Genomic DNA, 18,011 nt, shown 5'->3' on the forward strand with positions numbered 1-18,011 from the left:
TGTCATAGCAAGCATCACCAGAATCACAAAAGCCACGAAGCCTACTGTTATATAAGGGCGCTTAGTTATTTCTTGGATAAAATTTTGAATATCCAGCACCAGCAAGAAGCCCGCCGCAAAGTGCAATGTCGCATAGAACCAGGAATAAAGCCCCAGCATTCTTCGGTAGCGAACCAACCAACGTAGCTTTAACCATTGATTTACTGGAGTGACCGCAAGCGTTATTAATAGGAAGTTCAAAGCCCAAAGGCCTGAAAAGCGCGTAATCGCTTCACCAGGATCTGGCCCTAAGTCTCGGGAGACGACCCGGTACATCAAGAACACTAATGGCCCTAGAGATAGCAAAAATATTCCCCACCAACGAGCTACGCCCCATTTATTTGCAGCCATGTTAGTAGTTCTTCCTTAAGTCAAAACCCGCGTAGAGACTCGCCACCTCATCTGCATAGCCATTGAACATAAGGGTATCTATGCGCTTAGGTCCAAATAATCCACCAGGTAAACGTCGTTCTGTTTTCTGGCTCCAGCGGGGGTGGTCAACATTAGGGTTTACGTTGGCGTAGAAGCCATACTCGTTGGGAGCCAAAGCACTCCATGTCGTATACGGCTCCTCCCTCATGAATTTAATCCCAACAATCGACTTAATACTTTTAAAGCCATATTTCCATGGAGTCACCAACCGTATCGGGGCGCCGTTTTGATTTGGGAGGATTTTGCCGTAAAGGCCGACTGCCGCCAGAGTAAGAGGATGCATAGCCTCGTCAATTCTCAACCCTTCTCTATAGGGCCACTCAATGCTGCTAAATAGTGAGCGCTGCCCAGGCATTTGCTCCGGTCTGACCAAAGTCTCAAAAGCGACATATTTCGCATGAGAATTAGGCTCAAACTTTTTCAGGATATTCGCCATGGGTATTCCAACCCAAGGAATCACCATCGACCAGGCTTCGACGCAACGCAGACGATACACACGCTCTTCCAGCTGACTTTCTTTGATTATATCTTCAAGCTGATAATTTCCAGGCTTTCCACAGTCACCATCCACTTTGATGGACCATGGCTGAATATCCAACTGCTCCGCATACTTGGATGGATCTGTTTTATCAGTACCAAACTCATAGAAGTTGTTATAGCGAAGAATATCTTCGTAGGGTGTTTGCTCTTCAGAAGTATTAAAAGACCCGGCTTTAATGTTTTGAAACAGGGGAGCCGTCAACTTTTCCCATGCCTTCCTTGAAGGAGTAACCGCCGCACTTGCAGAGCTAGTACAACCAATTAATGACCCTGCAGCGGAGCTTGATACCGCTGCGACCGCCACGCCTTTCATAAAGCTACGGCGGGACAGATAAGTTTTTTCGTCGGTTATCTCTGATGAAGGAATATCTGAAGAGGTTTTGATGAGCATCGAAGCGGTCCTTCCAACAAGGTGTAACAACTAAATCAATAATTCACACCTAGGTTAGACCGCGTGGATCAGAAAAAATTCAATTGGCCTGCCGTTTCTTTTTTCTCCAGCGCTGCAGCGCCTGGAACGGACCTGAAATGGTGTACAGCAAAAAGCCGCCCAACAGCACCTGCGCAGGAGCCGTGGCAATGACCGCGTAGATCAATACAACGACCAGTATGGCGACAAAAGGCACTCGTCCTTTGAGGTCGAACTCCTTAAAGCTATAAAACAGAATGTTGCTGACCATCAATACGCCGGCGCCAGCGACAATCAGCACAGCGCCATAAGATAGCCAAATGGAGTGTTCCAATGTGTGCAATGTCCAAACCGTTCCCGCGACGACTGCAGCGGCGGAGGGGCTAGGGAGGCCAACAAAGTACTTTTTATCCACCGACCCTATCTGGGTATTAAATCTAGCTAATCGTAGCGCTGCGCCCGCTACATAAATAAAAGCAGCGACCCAGCCAATTTTCCCCAAGTCAGAGAGTGTCCAGGTGAAAGCTACTAGCGCAGGAGCCACACCAAACGCCACCATATCAGCCAGACTGTCATACTCGGCGCCAAACGCGCTTTGCGTATTGGTCAAGCGCGCCACTCGCCCATCCAAGCCATCGAGAATCATGCATATGAATATCGCAATGGCGGCATTCTCAAAGTTTCCATGCATTGCGGCGACAATAGCGTAAAAGCCTGAAAACAAGGACCCCGTAGTAAAAAGGTTGGGTAACAAGTATACCCCTCTCCGCCGCACCTTGGCCCCACCGACGACTTCTTCTTCAACAACTTCAGCCCCTGCAACCGTTTCATCTTTGCGGGGGACATCAGCCTTGATGTCAGCAAGCTCGACTTCTTTTTTAGAGTTTGAAGAGGTCATATATCACTCAATAATTTCCAATAGAGCAAACAACTATACATGAGAGCAGGATTAGACAACCAGTCCCAAAAAAAACGCGGCTTACGCCGCGTTTTCAGGTTTATAGCCTTATCGCTGATCAGTTTTTGGACTTATCTACGATTTTATTGGATGCAATCCAGGGCATCATGCTACGCAGCTTTTCACCCACTTGCTCAATCGGGTGGGCGGCGTTATTGCGACGATAAGCAGTCATTGATGGGTAGTTATGAGCGCCTTCAGCGATAAACATTTTGGCGTACTCGCCATCTTGAATCCGTTTCAGAGCATTGCGCATTGCAGCCCTGGATTGATCATTGATAACCTCAGGACCAGTGACATACTCGCCATATTCCGCATTATTGGAAATGGAGTAATTCATGTTGGCGATACCGCCTTCGTACATCAGATCAACAATGAGCTTCAATTCATGTAGACACTCGAAGTACGCCATTTCCGGCGCGTAGCCAGCTTCCACCAGCGTCTCGAAACCAGCTTTAACCAGCTCTACAGCGCCACCGCATAACACCGCTTGTTCACCAAACAGGTCTGTTTCGGTTTCATCTTTAAACGTAGTCTCGATGATACCGGTACGACCTCCGCCAACGCCGCTAGCATAAGAAAGAGCCAAATCTTTTGCTGAGCCAGATGCGTCTTGGAAAATAGCGATCAAATCAGGAATGCCGCCACCTTTTACGAACTCAGAGCGAACTGTATGCCCAGGAGCCTTGGGTGCGATCATAATGACGTCCAAATCTGCACGGGGAACGATTTGGTTGTAATGAATGCTGAAACCGTGAGCGAACGCCAGCGTTGCGCCACTCTTAAGATTCGGTTCGATTTCAGACTTGTATAGTTGCGCCTGAAACTCGTCCGGGGTCAGAATCATTACAACATCTGCGCCAGCAACCGCTTCCGCCACTTCCTTAACTGCAAGTCCTGCGTTTTCAGCTTTGGCCCAGGAACCAGACCCTTTACGCAAACCAACACATACATCAACACCGGAGTCCTTCAGGTTGTTAGCATGCGCATGCCCCTGAGAGCCATAGCCAATAATTGCAACTTTCTTGCCCTGGATGATGGAAAGGTCACAATCTTTATCGTAATAAACTTGCATTTTATTCACCTATTTCTGTGCGCGCTCGCGCCCTTACTCGTTAAACTGATAATGTTTTTTCACCGCGCGCAATACCGGACACTCCGCTGCGCACGACTTCTAACACACTGCTTTTTCCAATCGCCTGGATAAAAGCATCTAATTTGTCGCTGTCTCCGGTTAATTGAACGGTATAGACCGTACTGGTCACGTCAACAATCTGGCCCCGGAAAATATCAGCCGTTCTCTTTATTTCAGCTCTTAATGCGCCACTGGCTTTAAGCTTGATCAACATCAGCTCACGTTCAATATGTGCGCCCTCTGTCAAATCGACTACTTTCACGACTTCCACCAACTTGTTCAGTTGTTTGGTAATCTGCTCAATAACCCTGTCTGAGCCTATCGTCGTGACGGTTAGCCTTGAGAGCGTAGCATCTTCAGTGGGCGCCACGGTCAGCGTTTCAATGTTGTAATTCCGCTGCGAAAACAGCCCAACGACTCGAGACAAAGCGCCAGGCTCGTTTTCCAGTAGCATAGATATAATTCGACGCATGCCGTTTACACCCTCTCCGTTTTGCTGAGCCACATGTCTTTCATTGAGCCGCGCGCGACTTGCATCGGGTAAACGTGCTCATGAGGGTCAATGTATATATCGACAAACACCAATCGGTCTTTCATCGCAAAAGCTTTTTTCAAGCCATCCTCAAGCTCTTCCGGCTTACGAATGGTAATCCCGACGTGCCCGTACGCCTCAGCCAAGGCCATAAAGTCCGGCAGAGACTCCATATAAGACTGCGAGTGACGCGCCTCATAGTTCATATCCTGCCACTGGCGAACCATCCCCAAAGAACGGTTGTTCAGGTTGATAATCTTTATGGGCAGATTGAACTGCTTACAGGTTGAGAGCTCTTGAATATTCATTTGAATACTGCCCTCGCCCGTCACGCAAACAACTTCTTCGTCTGGAAAGCTCAATTTAACGCCCATCGCGGCGGGTAGACCAAAGCCCATCGTTCCCAAACCGCCGGAGTTAATCCAACGATTGGGTTTGTTGAAGCGGTAATACTGCGCCGTAAACATCTGATGCTGGCCAACGTCGGTGGTGACATAGGCATTGCCTTCCGTAATCTTGCACAGCGTTTCAATTACCCGCTGCGGCTTGAGCATCTCGCTGTCGTCGGTACGATAGCGACCTCCGTGGTAAGCGCGCCATTCATCAATCTGCTTCCACCATGAGGTCAGCGCTTCCTTATCAGGACGTGAGTTATCCTCTTTCACAAACGCAATCATATCGCGCAATACGGAAGCGGCTGGCCCTACGATAGGAACGTCAACCTGAACGGTTTTCGAGATGGATGCAGGGTCGATATCCACGTGGATAATTTTTGCGCCTGGGCAGAACTTTTCCGTCGCATTGGTGACGCGGTCATCAAATCGCGCGCCGACAGCCACAATCAGATCACTATGATGCATAGCCATATTGGATTCATAGCTACCATGCATTCCCAACCAGCCAAGACTGTGTTTGTCATCAGCGGGAAAGCCGCCAATTCCCATCAGTGTCGTGGTCACTGGAAAGTTCAACTGATGTGACAGATCAACCAATTCTTTGGAGGCATGCCCAAGAACAATACCGCCGCCTGCGTATATAATGGGGCGTTTGGCCGCCATCATCATATCCACCGCTTTTCTTATCTGCCCGGCATGTCCGCGAGTAGGCGGACTGTATGAACGCATTTTTACCTTTTTGGGGTATACGTACTCGTACCTCTCGTTGGGCGTAGTCATATCCTTAGGAATATCGACTACGACTGGCCCAGGACGACCAGTGGAGGCCAGATAAAAGGCTTTTTTCAATACGACGGGGATTTCACTAGGATCTCTGACACTCAGGTTATGCTTCACGACAGGACGAGAAACACCCATCATGTCAGTCTCCTGAAACGCGTCTTCGCCAATCAGTGTAGAGGGAACCTGCCCACACAGCACCACCATGGGAATCGAATCCATGTAGGCTGTCGCAATACCTGTCACGGTATTGGTGGCGCCAGGGCCTGAAGTCACCAGAACTACGCCAGGCTTGCCGGTCGCCCGAGCATAACCATCCGCCATATGGGCGGCAGCTTGCTCATGTCTCACCAGGATATGCTTTACTTTGTTTTGGCGAAACAGCGCGTCATATATATGAAGCACTGCGCCGCCAGGATATCCATATATGTATTCGATACCCTCGTCTTGCAGAAAGCGCACGATCATATCGGCGCCGGATAACATTTCTGCCGTCACGTCTTCCTCTCTTAATACGCGCAGAATGCGTCAGCGCGAATTAGGGCTGGTTGCTAATAACTTCCACTCAAATATAGACCCAAAAGGATACATATGGTGGACGCCGCCACACTAGCTGTTTATCGCGAGAGGTTATCTCTTGACTTGCTCACACATGCCTGTTGGGCATTTACTCAAAGACTGCTCCTGGTGTTAGGAGTCTGTGGTCTGCAGATATCGTGTGGTCATAATCGCCCGTAGCTTTGTTGGTTTTGCCGTAAAAGTTACGCCGATGTTCGAGCAATCGACAATTCTGACATCCCGTCCGTCTCTGTCAATAGAAAATACACATTTCACGGCTTCCGCGGCTTTACCAATGCTGCGCTTTCATCTATCTTTCCGGTATTATGTACTCTCTGTTGTTTATGAATTTCAGTGGCTTGGAGATCCTTGATTTTATGCGTACAGCCATCTTTTCCGTTTTTTTGTTAAGTATCAGTTCACTGTCCTTTGCAAGCGGCGTGTATAAGTGGACCGATGAGAATGGCGTTATCCACTACTCTGATAAAAAACCGGATTTTAAAACCAGTGAAGAACTCAACGTTCAAACAGGAACACCGACTAAAGAAAGACAAGACTTGAATGAACAGTCTCAACAGCTAAGCGACCAGCAGGAATTGGAAAAAATCAGGGCGCAACAAGCTCAAGAAAATGCTGAGGCCGATGCTCAATTAAAAGAAATGTGCGCCCAGCTAAAAGAGTACCTGCAAACTATGACGAATAGCGCACGTATTCGCGAAAAGCAGGAAGACGGTAGCTTACGATATTTAACGCCTGAAGAAATACTGGATAAGCGCAAAAGCACACAGAAAAGAATTGACGAGATGTGCGGAGAGCTATAAGCGCTCCGCACTCCTGTCATGCTATTTCCGCCTAAACACCAACTTACCACCTTCCACTTCCACTGCAATTACATCCCCCCGCTGAAACTCGCCATTGAGTATAGATTGAGCTAACGGGTTCTCTACGCGTTGCTGTATCGCCCGTTTCAGCGGGCGCGCTCCGTATATGGGATCAAAACCTACTTCCGCCAATGTCGCCATAGCTTCCGCGCTCAGTTCCACTTTCAGATCTTGTTCTTGCAAACGACGATTCAAAATTTCCAGCTGAATCAGCGCGATGCCGCGAATTTGTTCAGCGGTTAACGGATGGAAGACGACCACCTCGTCGATTCGGTTGATGAACTCTGGGCGGAAGTGCCTGCCAACCACTTCCAGCACAGCGTCTTTTATTTCGTTGTAGTTTTCATCCTGTCCGCCCATCGCTTGAATCAGGTCAGACCCTAGGTTAGAAGTCATAACAATGACTGTATTGCGAAAGTCTACCGTACGCCCCTGTCCATCCGTCAGGCGACCGTCTTCAAGCACTTGCAGCAAGATGTTGAATACATCTGGATGCGCCTTTTCCACTTCATCCAAAAGCAGGACAGAATAGGGCTTGCGTCTGACAGCTTCAGTCAAATAGCCGCCCTCTTCATAGCCCACATAGCCCGGAGGCGCGCCAATTAATCTCGCGACGGAATGCTTTTCCATAAACTCCGACATATCGATGCGCACCATCGCTTCTTCAGTGTCAAACAGGAAGCCCGCCAGAGACTTACATAGTTCCGTTTTACCAACCCCTGTCGGTCCCAAGAACAGAAACGAACCGTTCGGACGATTGGGGTCGCTCAAACCCGCCCTGGAGCGACGCACAGCATTAGCAACCGCCACGACGGCTTCATCCTGTCCTATCACACGCTGATGCAATGCTTCTTCCATGCGCAATAGCTTCTCACGCTCGCCTTCGAGCATTTTAGCGACCGGGATACCGGTCCACTTGGAGACGATTTCAGCAATTTCCTCTTCTGAAACCTTATTGCGTAGCAAGCGCATTTCCAGCATTTCCGCCTGGCTCGCCATATCCAGCTGCTTCTCCAGTTCAGGAATACGCCCGTATTGAAGTTCTGACATTCGAGTCAGGTCGCCCTGTCTGCGGGCGTTTTCCAAGTCCACTCGAGCCTGTTCCAGCTGGCTCTTGATTTGCTGCGTACCTTGTAGCGCCGCTTTTTCAGAGCTCCACACTTCTTCAAGATCCGCAAATTCCTTTTCCATCTCATCAATTTGCGTATTCAGCTCATCCACGCTTTTTTTGGATGCCGCATCCTTCTCTTTTTTCAGCGCTTCCCGCTGCATCTTCAACTGAATCAAGCGGCGCTCCAATCTATCCAGCGGCTCGGGCTTGGAATCTATCTCCATCCGAATCTGACTGGCGGCTTCGTCGACCAAATCTATAGCTTTGTCAGGCAGCTGGCGGTCTGTAATGTATCGATGCGACAACTTCGCCGCTGCGATGATGGCGCTGTCAGTGATTTCAACTCCATGGTGAACCTCGTAGCGCTCCTTCAAGCCACGCAATATTGCGATGGTATCCTCAACATTCGGCTCATCCACCAACACTTTCTGAAAGCGACGCTCCAAAGCAGCGTCCTTTTCAATGAACTCACGGTATTCATCCAATGTCGTGGCCCCAACGCAATGCAGCTCTCCCCGAGCCAATGCAGGCTTTAACATATTGCCTGCGTCCATCGCGCCCTCCGCCTTCCCTGCGCCAACCATAGTATGGAGCTCATCGATAAATAAAATGATCTGCCCCTCTTGCTTCGCCAATTCATTGAGAACCCCCTTCAGACGCTCCTCGAACTCGCCGCGGAATTTGGCCCCTGCTATCAGAGCTCCCATATCCAAAGCCAGTACGCGCTTATTTTTCAGCCCTTCAGGAACTTCACCATTCACAATACGTTGCGCGAGCCCTTCCACAATGGCGGTTTTACCTACACCCGGTTCGCCAATCAAAACAGGATTGTTTTTGCGACGACGCTGCAACACTTGAATCGTTCTGCGGATTTCATCGTCCCGGCCAATAACTGGGTCCAACTTGCCTTCCGTCGCCCGGGAGGTAAGGTCGATGGTGAAGCGATCGAGCGCCTGACGACTCTCTTCCGCCCCTTGATCTTGCACTTTTTCACCGCCACGCATAGTCTCTATCGCCCTCTCCAGTCTTTGTTTATCAGCACCGCATTCTTTTAGCAGCTTTCCAACGACTCCCCGGTCATCCACTGCCGCTAAAAGCACCAGCTCACTGGAAATAAATTGATCACTGCGCTTCTGCGCAAGCTTATCCGCCAGGTTCAATAGTCGCCCCAAATCATTGGATAAGTGAACGTCCGCGTCAGAGCCCTGAACCTGCGGGAGCTTATCCAGTTCCTGCGCCAGCAGGGACTTAAAGCGAGCCACGTCAACGCCGGCTTGCTGTAACAATGGCGCGGTGGAGCCTCCAGACTGATTCAACAGTGATTGGAATAAGTGGACAGGCTCTATGAAGTTATGATCTTTACCCAAAGCAAGCGACTGGGCTTCTGATATCGCCATCTGGAGACGGCTGGTGAATTTATCAAATCGCATCTGCATTACCCCAAAATTCCGATGTTACCCGCGCGCACCATGACGCAGTTTCAATTAACGAAAATGTGGGGCCACACTCTGAAAGCTTCAAGGCTGTACGCGAGGAGGATAAAGAAAGTGAACTGGATTTTGACCTATCTCAAGCCCGAATATTCTCTGGAGAAGAGTCCAGCCAAATAACTGACGCCATACGTCCCGTTACGCCATCTCTACGGTAGGAGAAAAATCTGTCTGAGTCCGTGTAAGTGCAACAGTCGCCTCCGAAAACTTGTGTAATTCCGAGGCTATGCAGCCTACGCCGAGCCAGAGCGTACAAGTCCGCACGCCACTTACCGGCCTCAGGGGATGAAGGGGTAAAGCAAGCAGCAGAGGCCGAATCCTGTGCGACAAAAGCATCCATTACTTCCTGTCCAACTTCGAAAGCCGCCTGACTAATCGCAGGTCCAAGCCAAACCAACAACTCTGTCGGCTCATTAAAACATTTGGCGGTATTTTCTAGCACACCAGCGGCCAGTCCCCGCCAACCTGCATGAGCCGCGGCCACAGAGGAGCCATCAGATGCAGCGAATAGTACGGGAAGACAGTCTGCAGTCAGGATGCAACATGCTTGCTGTAACTGAGATGTAAACGCAGCATCAGCGCGAGGAACCTGAGCAGGCTTTACATCATTCAACATGGCCACATCAACGCCATGCACCTGTTCTAACCAATGGAAACGATCAACAGGCAGGTTTGCTTCTGCGGCGAGGAGACGCCTATTAGTCTCGACAGAGCCAGCCTCATCCCCTACATGACCGCCAAGATTCATGCTGGCGAATTCCCGCTGGCTGGCCCCGCCAGTTCGCATCGTAACCAAGGAGCGGATATTGGCGGGAACGGGCCAATCAGGCCGAATTAGCTGCAATCTACTGGCCCCCACCTAGGAAGCGCCCTCTTCTTCTGAATCCAAGCGGTTTAGTAAGTTAATCATGTCCTCGGGCAAGCCCACTTCCCAGCTCAGCAGCTCGCCCGTCACCGGGTGAGATAGCTCCAGCGCTTTCGCATGTAGCGCTTGCCTGCCAAAAGTTTGCAAATATTCAATAGTTTCCGCTGAAAGCCCCTTTGGCAGGCGAGGGCGACTCCCGTATAACGGATCTCCCAGTATTGAGTGGTGAATATGCGCCATGTGCACACGGATCTGATGGGTCCGACCTGTTTCCAGCTTCAATCTCAGATGCGTGAAGCCGCGCCAACGTCGAATAAGCCTGTAATGGGTGACTGCGTCTTTCCCTCCGCGAGTTACGGCCATCTTTTGACGATTTTGCGGATGCCGACCAATAGCCGCCTCCACCACGCCCCCGCCGGTTAATTCACCGTATACGACACACTCATACTCTCGTCCCATTTCTCGGGCCTGCAGCTGCTCAACGAGAGAGTTATGCGCAATGAGTGTTTTGGCGATAACCATCAAGCCAGTCGTATCCTTATCCAGCCGATGCACAATTCCAGCGCGGGGCAGTTCCGACAAAGCAGGACAGTGGTGCAAGACTGCATTAACTACCGTTCCGTCGCTATGCCCAGCAGCAGGATGGACCACAAAGTCCGCTTGCTTATTAATAACCAGAAGATGTTCATCTTCGAAAACAACATCCAGAGCAATTGGCTGCGCCTCCCAGTCGCCTTGCGCTTCCAGTTCGACATCCAGCTCAACCTGGTCGCCCTCGATTACCTTTTCTTTAGGTTTAACCTGCTTCCCATTGACGCGCAGAGCGCCCTGCTTAATCCAGTTTTGTATCCGGGACCTTGAATATTCGGGCATTAGCTCGCTTGCAGCCATATCCAACCGCTGCTCGCCAAGCTCAGCGGGAACAATCAATGACTGTTGTATGCGATGACTCATAAATTAAATCCGTCGGCTGTGGGGTGTTGTCAAAACTATGGTTGTGGAATAATGGCGCGCCAATATTCACGAAAGCCTTGCTGCGCAAGACTGCTCTATTCCATGAAATTAGTGAAGTTTAATTCAAATATGCATCGTATTCGCGCCCTTTTTGCCATGCTGGCCTTTGTTCTGCTGACAGCATGCGCCTCCGCCCCGCCACAAGTGTTGAGTGAAAAGGAATACTACGACAAGGCTAAATCCGCTTTGGACTCAGGTAACTTTCTGGAGGCGGCGCGTCACCTTGAAGACTTGGAGACTTACCATCCATTCGGGCGCTATGCGGAGCAAGCGCAGCTGGATTTGATTTACGCCCACTATAACTCTCTCAATCCAGAGCGGGCGGAGTCGGCGGCAGAGCGATTTATCCGCCTGCACCCTGAAAGCCCTCACGTGGACTATGCCTACTATATTAAAGGGCTGGCCGCCTATTATGCCGATTTGGGTTTAGGTCCCAGATTTCTCCCTATCGACGTCAACTCTCGTGACCCAGGGCGTGCGAAAGAGGCTTTCAGAGATTTCTCGACGCTTGTCACTAATTTCCCAGACAGCCCCTACGCGGCTGACGCGGAAAAGCGCATGCTGGCGATAAAAGAGCGGTTGGCGCAATATGAAATGCATGTCGCGCGCTATTACATTCGCCGCCAAGCCTACGTGGCGGCGGTCGCTCGCGCGCAATATGTCGTTGAAAATTATCCCGATACGCCTGTCGTGCCGGAAGCGTTATCCTTGATGGTTGAGCTTTATAGGTATCTGGGCATGCAGCGTCATGCAGATGACGCATTAGTCTTACTCGCCGCAAGCTATCCGGATCACAAATCGTTCGACGCCAACATGCGCTTCAATGGATCAGAATTCAAAGAAGAGGACCGCAATATCAGCAGCGTCTTTGATTTCGACTTTGGGCTTGGCGACTAACCTAAGTCCATATGTAGAAAAGGCCGCATCAGCGGCCTTTTCTATTACTACCCTCAAGAAAACGCACCTACTCCCCCAATTTCCAGCCGGAGGTTATCGGGTAGCGACGATCCCTCCCAAACCCTCGCATGGTGATTCTTGCTCCTATTGGAGCCTGGCGACGCTTATATTCGTTGATATCAACCAGACGCACCACTCGGTATACCGTTTCCTTATCGAAGCCTTTCGCAACAATGCCGTCGGCGCTGACATCATGCTCAACGTACAGGGACAATATTTCATCCAGAATTTCATAGGGAGGCAAGCTGTCCTCATCTTTCTGGTCTGGAGCCAGTTCAGCAGATGGGGGACGTGTAATGACCCTTTCCGGGATAACTGGAGACAGCGTGTTACGGTACCAGGCTAGGCGAAACACCATGGTTTTAAACACATCCTTCAGGACATCATACCCCCCCGCCATGTCGCCATACAGAGTTGCATAGCCAACAGCCATTTCGCTTTTATTGCCAGTGGTCAACACCAACGCACCTGTTTTATTCGAGATCCCCATCAGAATAACGCCACGTATTCGCGCCTGAATATTCTCTTCCGTCGTATCTCGATCCAAGCCGGCGAACAGGGGATTCAACGCTCCCATAAACTGATCGTAAATTGGCTCGATTGGAACTACCTCATACTGAACGCCCAGGGCTTTCGCTTCAGCCTCAGCGTCCTCCAGACTCATTTGTGAGGTATAGCGGAATGGCATCATCACCGCCCTCACCCGATCAGCGCCGATCGCATCGACAGCAACCGCCAACGTAACAGCAGAGTCAATGCCGCCGGACAAACCAATGACTACCGATTTGAACCGGTTTTTATTTACATAATCCCTTACCCCGGTCACCAGCGCTTTATAGATGCTCGCCTCCACCGCCATAGTGGGAGCGGGTTCAGCAGTCTCTTGCCCTTCGCCATGAATGACGTCATTCAATTCGAGCAAAAATATCCCTTCTTCAAATTGAGGCGCGCTGAAGCAAACACGCCCGTGACGATTAACCGCAAACGAACCGCCATCAAAAATCAGTTCATCCTGTCCGCCAATCATATTCACATACAGGATTGGCACACTGTTGGTTACAGCGCGCGACTGCACAAGCGTGCGCCTTTGCTGGAGCTTGGCTATGTCGTACGGGGAAGCATTTATATTGACAATAAAATCAGCGCCTGCGGCGGCCGTCGCAGCAATAGGCTCTTCTTCCCAAACATCCTCACAGATAGAGACGCCCAGATTAAAGCCTCTCCATGGTAACACTACGGTGTCAGAACCAGGTTCGAAATAGCGCTTCTCGTCAAACACCTGATAATTCGGCAAGCATTTTTTACGATACTTCGCCTTTATCTCGCCACCATCAATAAAAGCTGCGCAATTGAATAATTTACCCTGTTCTCTCCAAGGAAAGCCGATAACCAAAGCAATATCCTTCACAGTGTACAGAATCCGCTCCAAGGCCTTCTCGACTCTGACTTGCAGGCTGGCCCTTAACAAAAGATCTTCAGGCGGGTAGCCGGTCAAAGTTAACTCGGGGAATATCACCAAGTCGGCGTTATATTTCGTTTTCGCCGTCTCTGCGGCTTCTATTACTTTGTCGACATTGCCGGGAATATCTCCGACCAGACAGTCGATCTGAGCGAAAGCGACTTTAAGCTGCGTCATTCTGGTTACCATCTGTCACACAAACATTGGGAAAGTTTGCATTATACTGTTTTCATTAAAATTCTGAGCACTATACCGAATTAATTCCAATGCCGGACACTTCTCCGCCAACATCGAATTAAACATACCGCTCACTTCTTCAAGGATAGTTTTGTTGCAGGCTCCGCGCATGTCTGATTTAAGCACCGATGTAGAACAAACCACCAATCGTCTGTTCCGGGTTTATAACCATTACAGGGTGACGGTGGGCATCATTCTGGTGAGCGCCTTGTACCTGCAAAACCCGAGCAGTGTCAGCCAGTACCTTTCCCCGTTTTACTTCGAAGTCGCCGTTATCTGTTACCTGGCGATTCACGTATTTACAGGCTTTTTACTGCTGGCGGGATTTCGGCCGGAGCTGCGTCACGCCATGGTGTCTGTGGTTTTGGAGCTACTCCTAATCTCCGCCATGTTACTGTGTGGGACAGGCGTGTCCAGCGGTCTGGGAAATATGGTGGTCATTAGCGTCGCCGCCGGCAACATAATATTACGAGGGCAATTAGGAACCTTATTGGCGGCGATCGCCAGCCTGGGCGTCGTCTCCCAGGAAATATATCGAATGGTAGCGCAGTACAGCGATGTAGATGACGTATTCCGTGCGGGTATTTTAGGGGTGGTGTACTTCGCCACCGCATTGCTCGTGAAAAACCTCTCCATACGTATTGCAACCAGTGAAAATCTTGCGCGCAAGCGTGCGCAAAACATCCTGGAACTGGAACGCCTCAATCATCAGATCATTCAACGAATGTTAACCGGTATTATCGTCGCAGATGAAAAAGGCGGAGTAAGAATGGCCAACCAGGCCGCACAAAGCCTGCTGAGCGTCGATGATTCACATGAGCTGACTACTCTACCAGAGGACTTGTTACACCGATTACAAGAGTGGCAAAACGATCCCAGCAAAAAGACCACCCCATTTCGGGGCTCCGCCAATAGAGCTCCTCTGCAAGCTAATTTTGCTATTTTGCAAAAGGAGGAGGGGCAGGACATTCTAATCTTCCTCGAAGATACCGGAAAAATCGCCCAACAGGCCCAGCAACTGAAGCTGGCCTCGCTTGGCCGACTCACTGCTGGCATCGCTCATGAAATAAGGAATCCTCTGGGCGCAGCCAGCCATGCCGCACAGCTGTTATTGGAGTCACCGGAACTGACTCCTCCCGACAAACAAATGGCCGAGATTATTTTACGTCACGCCACACGAATGAATGGCATCATCGAAAACGTACTGAGTCTGTCCCGCCGCAAAGTCAGTTCGCCACAAATGCTATCCCTGATCGCCTGGCTGACAGATTTTGTCTGTGATTACACTGCAGCTGGCACGCGTGATGCCGAAATAGAAATTCTGCCTCTAAAAAAGGATATTCAAGGCCGGTTCGACCCCAATCACTTAAACCAAATTCTTAACAATTTAGTCGGCAACGGACTACGCTACAGCAAGCAGGAAAGCGCACGTTCCTGGGTTAAGCTGGTCGTAGGCGAGATTGAAGAGACAGGACAAGCTTTTATTGACGTTATAGATATTGGCCCAGGCATTAATGAGGACCAGTTAAATCATCTATTTGAGCCATTTTTCACAACCGACCCCAAAGGGACAGGCTTGGGTTTATACTTATCCAAAGAGCTGTGTGAAGCTAATCAGGCGCAATTAGACTATCTCACAAGACAGGAAGGGGGCGGCTGCTTCCGCATCACCTTTCCCCATCCGAAACGAGCTATATAGAACAATCAGTTATGATAAAAAAAGTACTCATTGTCGACGACGAACCCGATATCCGCGCATTACTGGAAATCACTTTAAGCCGCATGCAGATAGAAACACGGGCGGCGGAAAATATCACGCAGGCCAAACAACTATTAAGCGAAGAGAGCTTTAGCCTTGTACTGACTGACATGAATATGCCGGACGGCAATGGCATCGACCTTGTCGCCCATATCCAGAAGCAATCATCCAATACGCCTGTAGCGGTCATTACAGCTTATGGCAGTATAGACACGGCGATTTCTGCGCTTAAAGCCGGCGCCTTCGACTTTGTCTCCAAGCCTGTAGATCTTGCGCGCCTGCGTGAGCTGGTTAACAGCGCATTGAAACTGCCAAAAAATGACGCCCCCAAAGCAACCCCTCAAGTAACCCAATTGCTCGGCGAATCATCCACGATGGATAAGCTACGCGGGCAAATCAGAAAACTCGCGCGCAGCCAGGCGCCTATCTATATCAGCGGCGAGTCAGGCAGCGGCAAAGAAATGGTCGCCAAATCGATCCATGAACAGGGGCCTCGCAGCGAAGGGCCCTTTGTGCCAGTCAACTGTGGCGCTATACCCAGCGAGCTGATGGAGAGCGAATTCTTTGGCCACAAGAAAGGTGCGTTTACCGGCGCTGTTGAAAATAAAGTGGGGTTATTTCAAGCTGCGAATGGCGGGACCCTGTTTCTCGACGAAGTCGCCGATTTACCGCTGACGATGCAGGTTAAACTTCTCCGCGCCATTCAGGAAAAAGCAGTTCGTCCAGTCGGTGAACAGAAGGAGATCCCCATTGATGTACGCATACTCTCCGCCACCCATAAAGATTTGCACAGCGAAGTAGATGAAGGCCGGTTCCGTCAGGACCTTTTTTATCGAATAAATGTCATCGAGCTGAGAGTCCCAAGCTTACGCCAACGCAAAGAAGACATCCCCCTTCTCGCTAATCATTTCCTTAAACAATTAGCGGACGAATGTGAGATCCCCAACGCATCAATTAGCAAGTCAGCGATGCAGAAACTGGAGTCTTATTATTTTCCAGGCAACGTTCGCGAACTGGAAAATATTATGGAGCGCGCTTTTACCCTGTGCGAAGACGATGTCATTAACGAAGAGGACATCCATCTGCCTAAAACAGATACCGAGGGTTTAACATCCGACTCAATGGAGCTGGATGTTCCTGAGTTCGACGAGAACAAAGTTAACCTTGAACACTTTCTCGAAAACATCGAAAAGCAAGCTATTGAGAAAGCCCTTGAAGAAACACGATGGAATAAAACGGCTGCCGCCAAGAAGCTGGGCATCAGCTTTCGAGCCCTTCGCTACCGCCTGAAAAAGCTGGGGATGGAGTAATCCATCCCAACTAGCCAAGACCATCTGGGCAAAATTCAGCCTCCTTGATCAAACACTAGCCAAACGCTCAAAAATCTGCATAATACGCCTTCCGATTGGAATCGGTTTAACCAAACAGAAGGAACTGAACTATGCACCGCAAGGGATTCACCCTCATTGAGCTTTTGGCTGTTCTAGCCATTGTTGGCATTGTCGCCGGCATAGGCTATCCGCAATTTCTCCAGTTTATTCAAAATCAGAAGGCTATTTCTGAAACTAACCAGTTATTGAGCGTCATAAACTTTACCCGCAATACCGCCGTAAGCACCAAACAAGAGGTGACCCTCTGCCCTTCTTCTAATGCTAGAAGCTGTGACGAAAACTGGAATAATCCACTCTATGTATTTATTGATTCAAATGACGATAAAGAGATAGATAGTGAAACGGTTCTACTCAAATTCGAGCCGTCTTCTGACTATCAATTGATATGGAGGAGCTGGGGCGGGAAGAAATTTATACGCTTTCTGCCAACTGGATTAACTTATAGGCAAAATGGAACCTTGGTTCTATGCCACAAAAATCAAAACTCGGCTCTTGCCAGGGCGATAGTCATAAATCGAGGAGGGCGGGCAAGAGTTTCCAGAGAACTAACTCCCAAGCTACTTGAATCACTAAAATGTAAATAAAACAAAGGAAGGCGCAACTGCGCCTTCGCTCCATGTAGCACGAGAACTATCTCCAGCAATCGCCTTCACCAGCAGTCCTCACTCCAGTCGAAGTTAACTGCAAATTGCCGCACCGATCCCCAACCATCGCTCCTATAGGTTGGGCCTGAATAGTGAAGCTATTCGTCGTAGAGGCGGTAATCCTCAAATTGTAGTATTTTGTCCCGCTATCCAGAGGAGCCTGGGAAGGATAAAGCGCCGGCAATGGGGCCCCAGTGTTCTTACTCCCCTCCGCCGCACCGCCGTAGGTGAAGCCTTCACTATAAAAGCGCTCAAGGGCTGAGGAGAGCCCGATGAGGGCTCCCTGCGCATCAGCTCTTCGCGATTTCGCCACAGACTCCTGATAGCTGGGATAGGCGAAAGCAGCAATTACGCCCAAGATTGCTACCACTATGAGCAGCTCAACCAAGGTAAATCCTTTGTTATTCAATTTCATCTGCATGCCT

Annotated in this window: 16 protein-coding genes (1 of these 16 cut by a window edge); 5 read left to right on the forward strand and 11 right to left on the reverse strand. The window is 49.8% G+C overall.

Annotation, left to right across the window (positions count from 1 at the left end):
* The 6 genes from HCH_RS26570 to HCH_RS26595 all read right to left on the reverse strand — a co-directional run.
* Window positions 1-390: the 5' portion of a sulfite oxidase heme-binding subunit YedZ gene (locus HCH_RS26570; protein ID WP_011399620.1), read on the reverse strand. It extends 225 nt beyond the left edge of the window; 390 of the gene's 615 nt are visible here — the first part of the coding sequence; its start codon is at window positions 388-390; its stop codon lies beyond the left edge, outside the window.
* A gap of 1 nt (window position 391) precedes the next feature.
* On the reverse strand, window positions 392-1,402 hold the full coding sequence (gene msrP / locus HCH_RS26575; RefSeq protein WP_011399621.1) for a protein-methionine-sulfoxide reductase catalytic subunit MsrP: 1,011 nt from the start codon (window positions 1,400-1,402) through the stop codon (window positions 392-394).
* Between the two features lie 79 nt (window positions 1,403-1,481).
* The gene (gene pssA, locus HCH_RS26580) at window positions 1,482-2,318 is read right to left on the reverse strand and encodes a CDP-diacylglycerol--serine O-phosphatidyltransferase (protein ID WP_041598953.1); all 837 of its coding nucleotides are present in this window, start codon (window positions 2,316-2,318) and stop codon (window positions 1,482-1,484) included.
* Between the two features lie 118 nt (window positions 2,319-2,436).
* The gene (gene ilvC / locus HCH_RS26585; RefSeq protein WP_011399623.1) at window positions 2,437-3,453 is read right to left on the reverse strand and encodes a ketol-acid reductoisomerase; all 1,017 of its coding nucleotides are present in this window, start codon (window positions 3,451-3,453) and stop codon (window positions 2,437-2,439) included.
* A 40-nt stretch (window positions 3,454-3,493) separates the two neighbouring features.
* The gene (ilvN, locus tag HCH_RS26590) at window positions 3,494-3,985 is read right to left on the reverse strand and encodes an acetolactate synthase small subunit (RefSeq protein ID WP_011399624.1); all 492 of its coding nucleotides are present in this window, start codon (window positions 3,983-3,985) and stop codon (window positions 3,494-3,496) included.
* A gap of 5 nt (window positions 3,986-3,990) precedes the next feature.
* Window positions 3,991-5,706, reverse strand: a complete 1,716-nt coding sequence (locus HCH_RS26595; RefSeq protein ID WP_011399625.1) for an acetolactate synthase 3 large subunit — start codon at window positions 5,704-5,706, stop codon at window positions 3,991-3,993.
* Window positions 5,707-6,155: 449 nt separating this feature from the next.
* Here HCH_RS26595 and HCH_RS26600 point away from each other — a divergent pair, with 449 nt between their 5' ends.
* Entirely contained in the window at window positions 6,156-6,599 is a 444-nt protein-coding gene (locus HCH_RS26600; RefSeq protein WP_011399626.1) for a DUF4124 domain-containing protein, read from the forward strand.
* A gap of 21 nt (window positions 6,600-6,620) precedes the next feature.
* Here the strand turns inward: HCH_RS26600 and clpB are convergent, their stop codons facing one another.
* From clpB to rluD, 3 genes are all read right to left on the reverse strand, one after another.
* A complete protein-coding gene (gene clpB, locus HCH_RS26605) occupies window positions 6,621-9,200 on the reverse strand; it encodes an ATP-dependent chaperone ClpB (RefSeq protein WP_011399627.1) in 2,580 nt (859 codons plus the stop codon).
* Between the two features lie 139 nt (window positions 9,201-9,339).
* Window positions 9,340-10,104: a peptidoglycan editing factor PgeF gene (pgeF, locus tag HCH_RS26610; protein WP_041599977.1), complete on the reverse strand. Its 765-nt coding sequence runs from the start codon at window positions 10,102-10,104 to the stop codon at window positions 9,340-9,342.
* Window positions 10,105-10,119: 15 nt separating this feature from the next.
* A complete protein-coding gene (gene rluD / locus HCH_RS26615; protein WP_011399629.1) occupies window positions 10,120-11,079 on the reverse strand; it encodes a 23S rRNA pseudouridine(1911/1915/1917) synthase RluD in 960 nt (319 codons plus the stop codon).
* A gap of 102 nt (window positions 11,080-11,181) precedes the next feature.
* Between rluD and HCH_RS26620 the strand changes: the two genes are divergently transcribed.
* Window positions 11,182-12,036, forward strand: a complete 855-nt coding sequence (locus HCH_RS26620; protein ID WP_202945278.1) for an outer membrane protein assembly factor BamD — start codon at window positions 11,182-11,184, stop codon at window positions 12,034-12,036.
* Window positions 12,037-12,103: 67 nt separating this feature from the next.
* On the opposite strand, the gene HCH_RS26625 is transcribed toward HCH_RS26620, so the two are convergent.
* The gene (locus HCH_RS26625; protein WP_041598954.1) at window positions 12,104-13,732 is read right to left on the reverse strand and encodes an NAD+ synthase; all 1,629 of its coding nucleotides are present in this window, start codon (window positions 13,730-13,732) and stop codon (window positions 12,104-12,106) included.
* A gap of 169 nt (window positions 13,733-13,901) precedes the next feature.
* Here HCH_RS26625 and HCH_RS26630 point away from each other — a divergent pair, with 169 nt between their 5' ends.
* From HCH_RS26630 to HCH_RS26640, 3 genes are all read left to right on the forward strand, one after another.
* Window positions 13,902-15,491, forward strand: coding sequence for a sensor histidine kinase (locus HCH_RS26630; protein WP_041598955.1), 1,590 nt, complete (start codon window positions 13,902-13,904; stop codon window positions 15,489-15,491).
* An 11-nt stretch (window positions 15,492-15,502) separates the two neighbouring features.
* The gene (locus tag HCH_RS26635; protein ID WP_011399633.1) at window positions 15,503-16,861 is read left to right on the forward strand and encodes a sigma-54-dependent transcriptional regulator; all 1,359 of its coding nucleotides are present in this window, start codon (window positions 15,503-15,505) and stop codon (window positions 16,859-16,861) included.
* 131 nt (window positions 16,862-16,992) lie between these two features.
* Window positions 16,993-17,526: a GspH/FimT family pseudopilin gene (locus HCH_RS26640; RefSeq protein WP_011399634.1), complete on the forward strand. Its 534-nt coding sequence runs from the start codon at window positions 16,993-16,995 to the stop codon at window positions 17,524-17,526.
* Between the two features lie 46 nt (window positions 17,527-17,572).
* Here HCH_RS26640 and HCH_RS26645 read toward each other — a convergent pair whose 3' ends face one another.
* Window positions 17,573-18,007, reverse strand: coding sequence for a type IV pilin protein (locus HCH_RS26645; protein WP_011399635.1), 435 nt, complete (start codon window positions 18,005-18,007; stop codon window positions 17,573-17,575).
* Window positions 18,008-18,011 lie beyond the last annotated feature (4 nt).

The sequence above is a fragment of the Hahella chejuensis KCTC 2396 genome (genome assembly GCF_000012985.1).
GTDB classification, from domain to species: Bacteria; Pseudomonadota; Gammaproteobacteria; order Pseudomonadales; family Oleiphilaceae; genus Hahella; species Hahella chejuensis.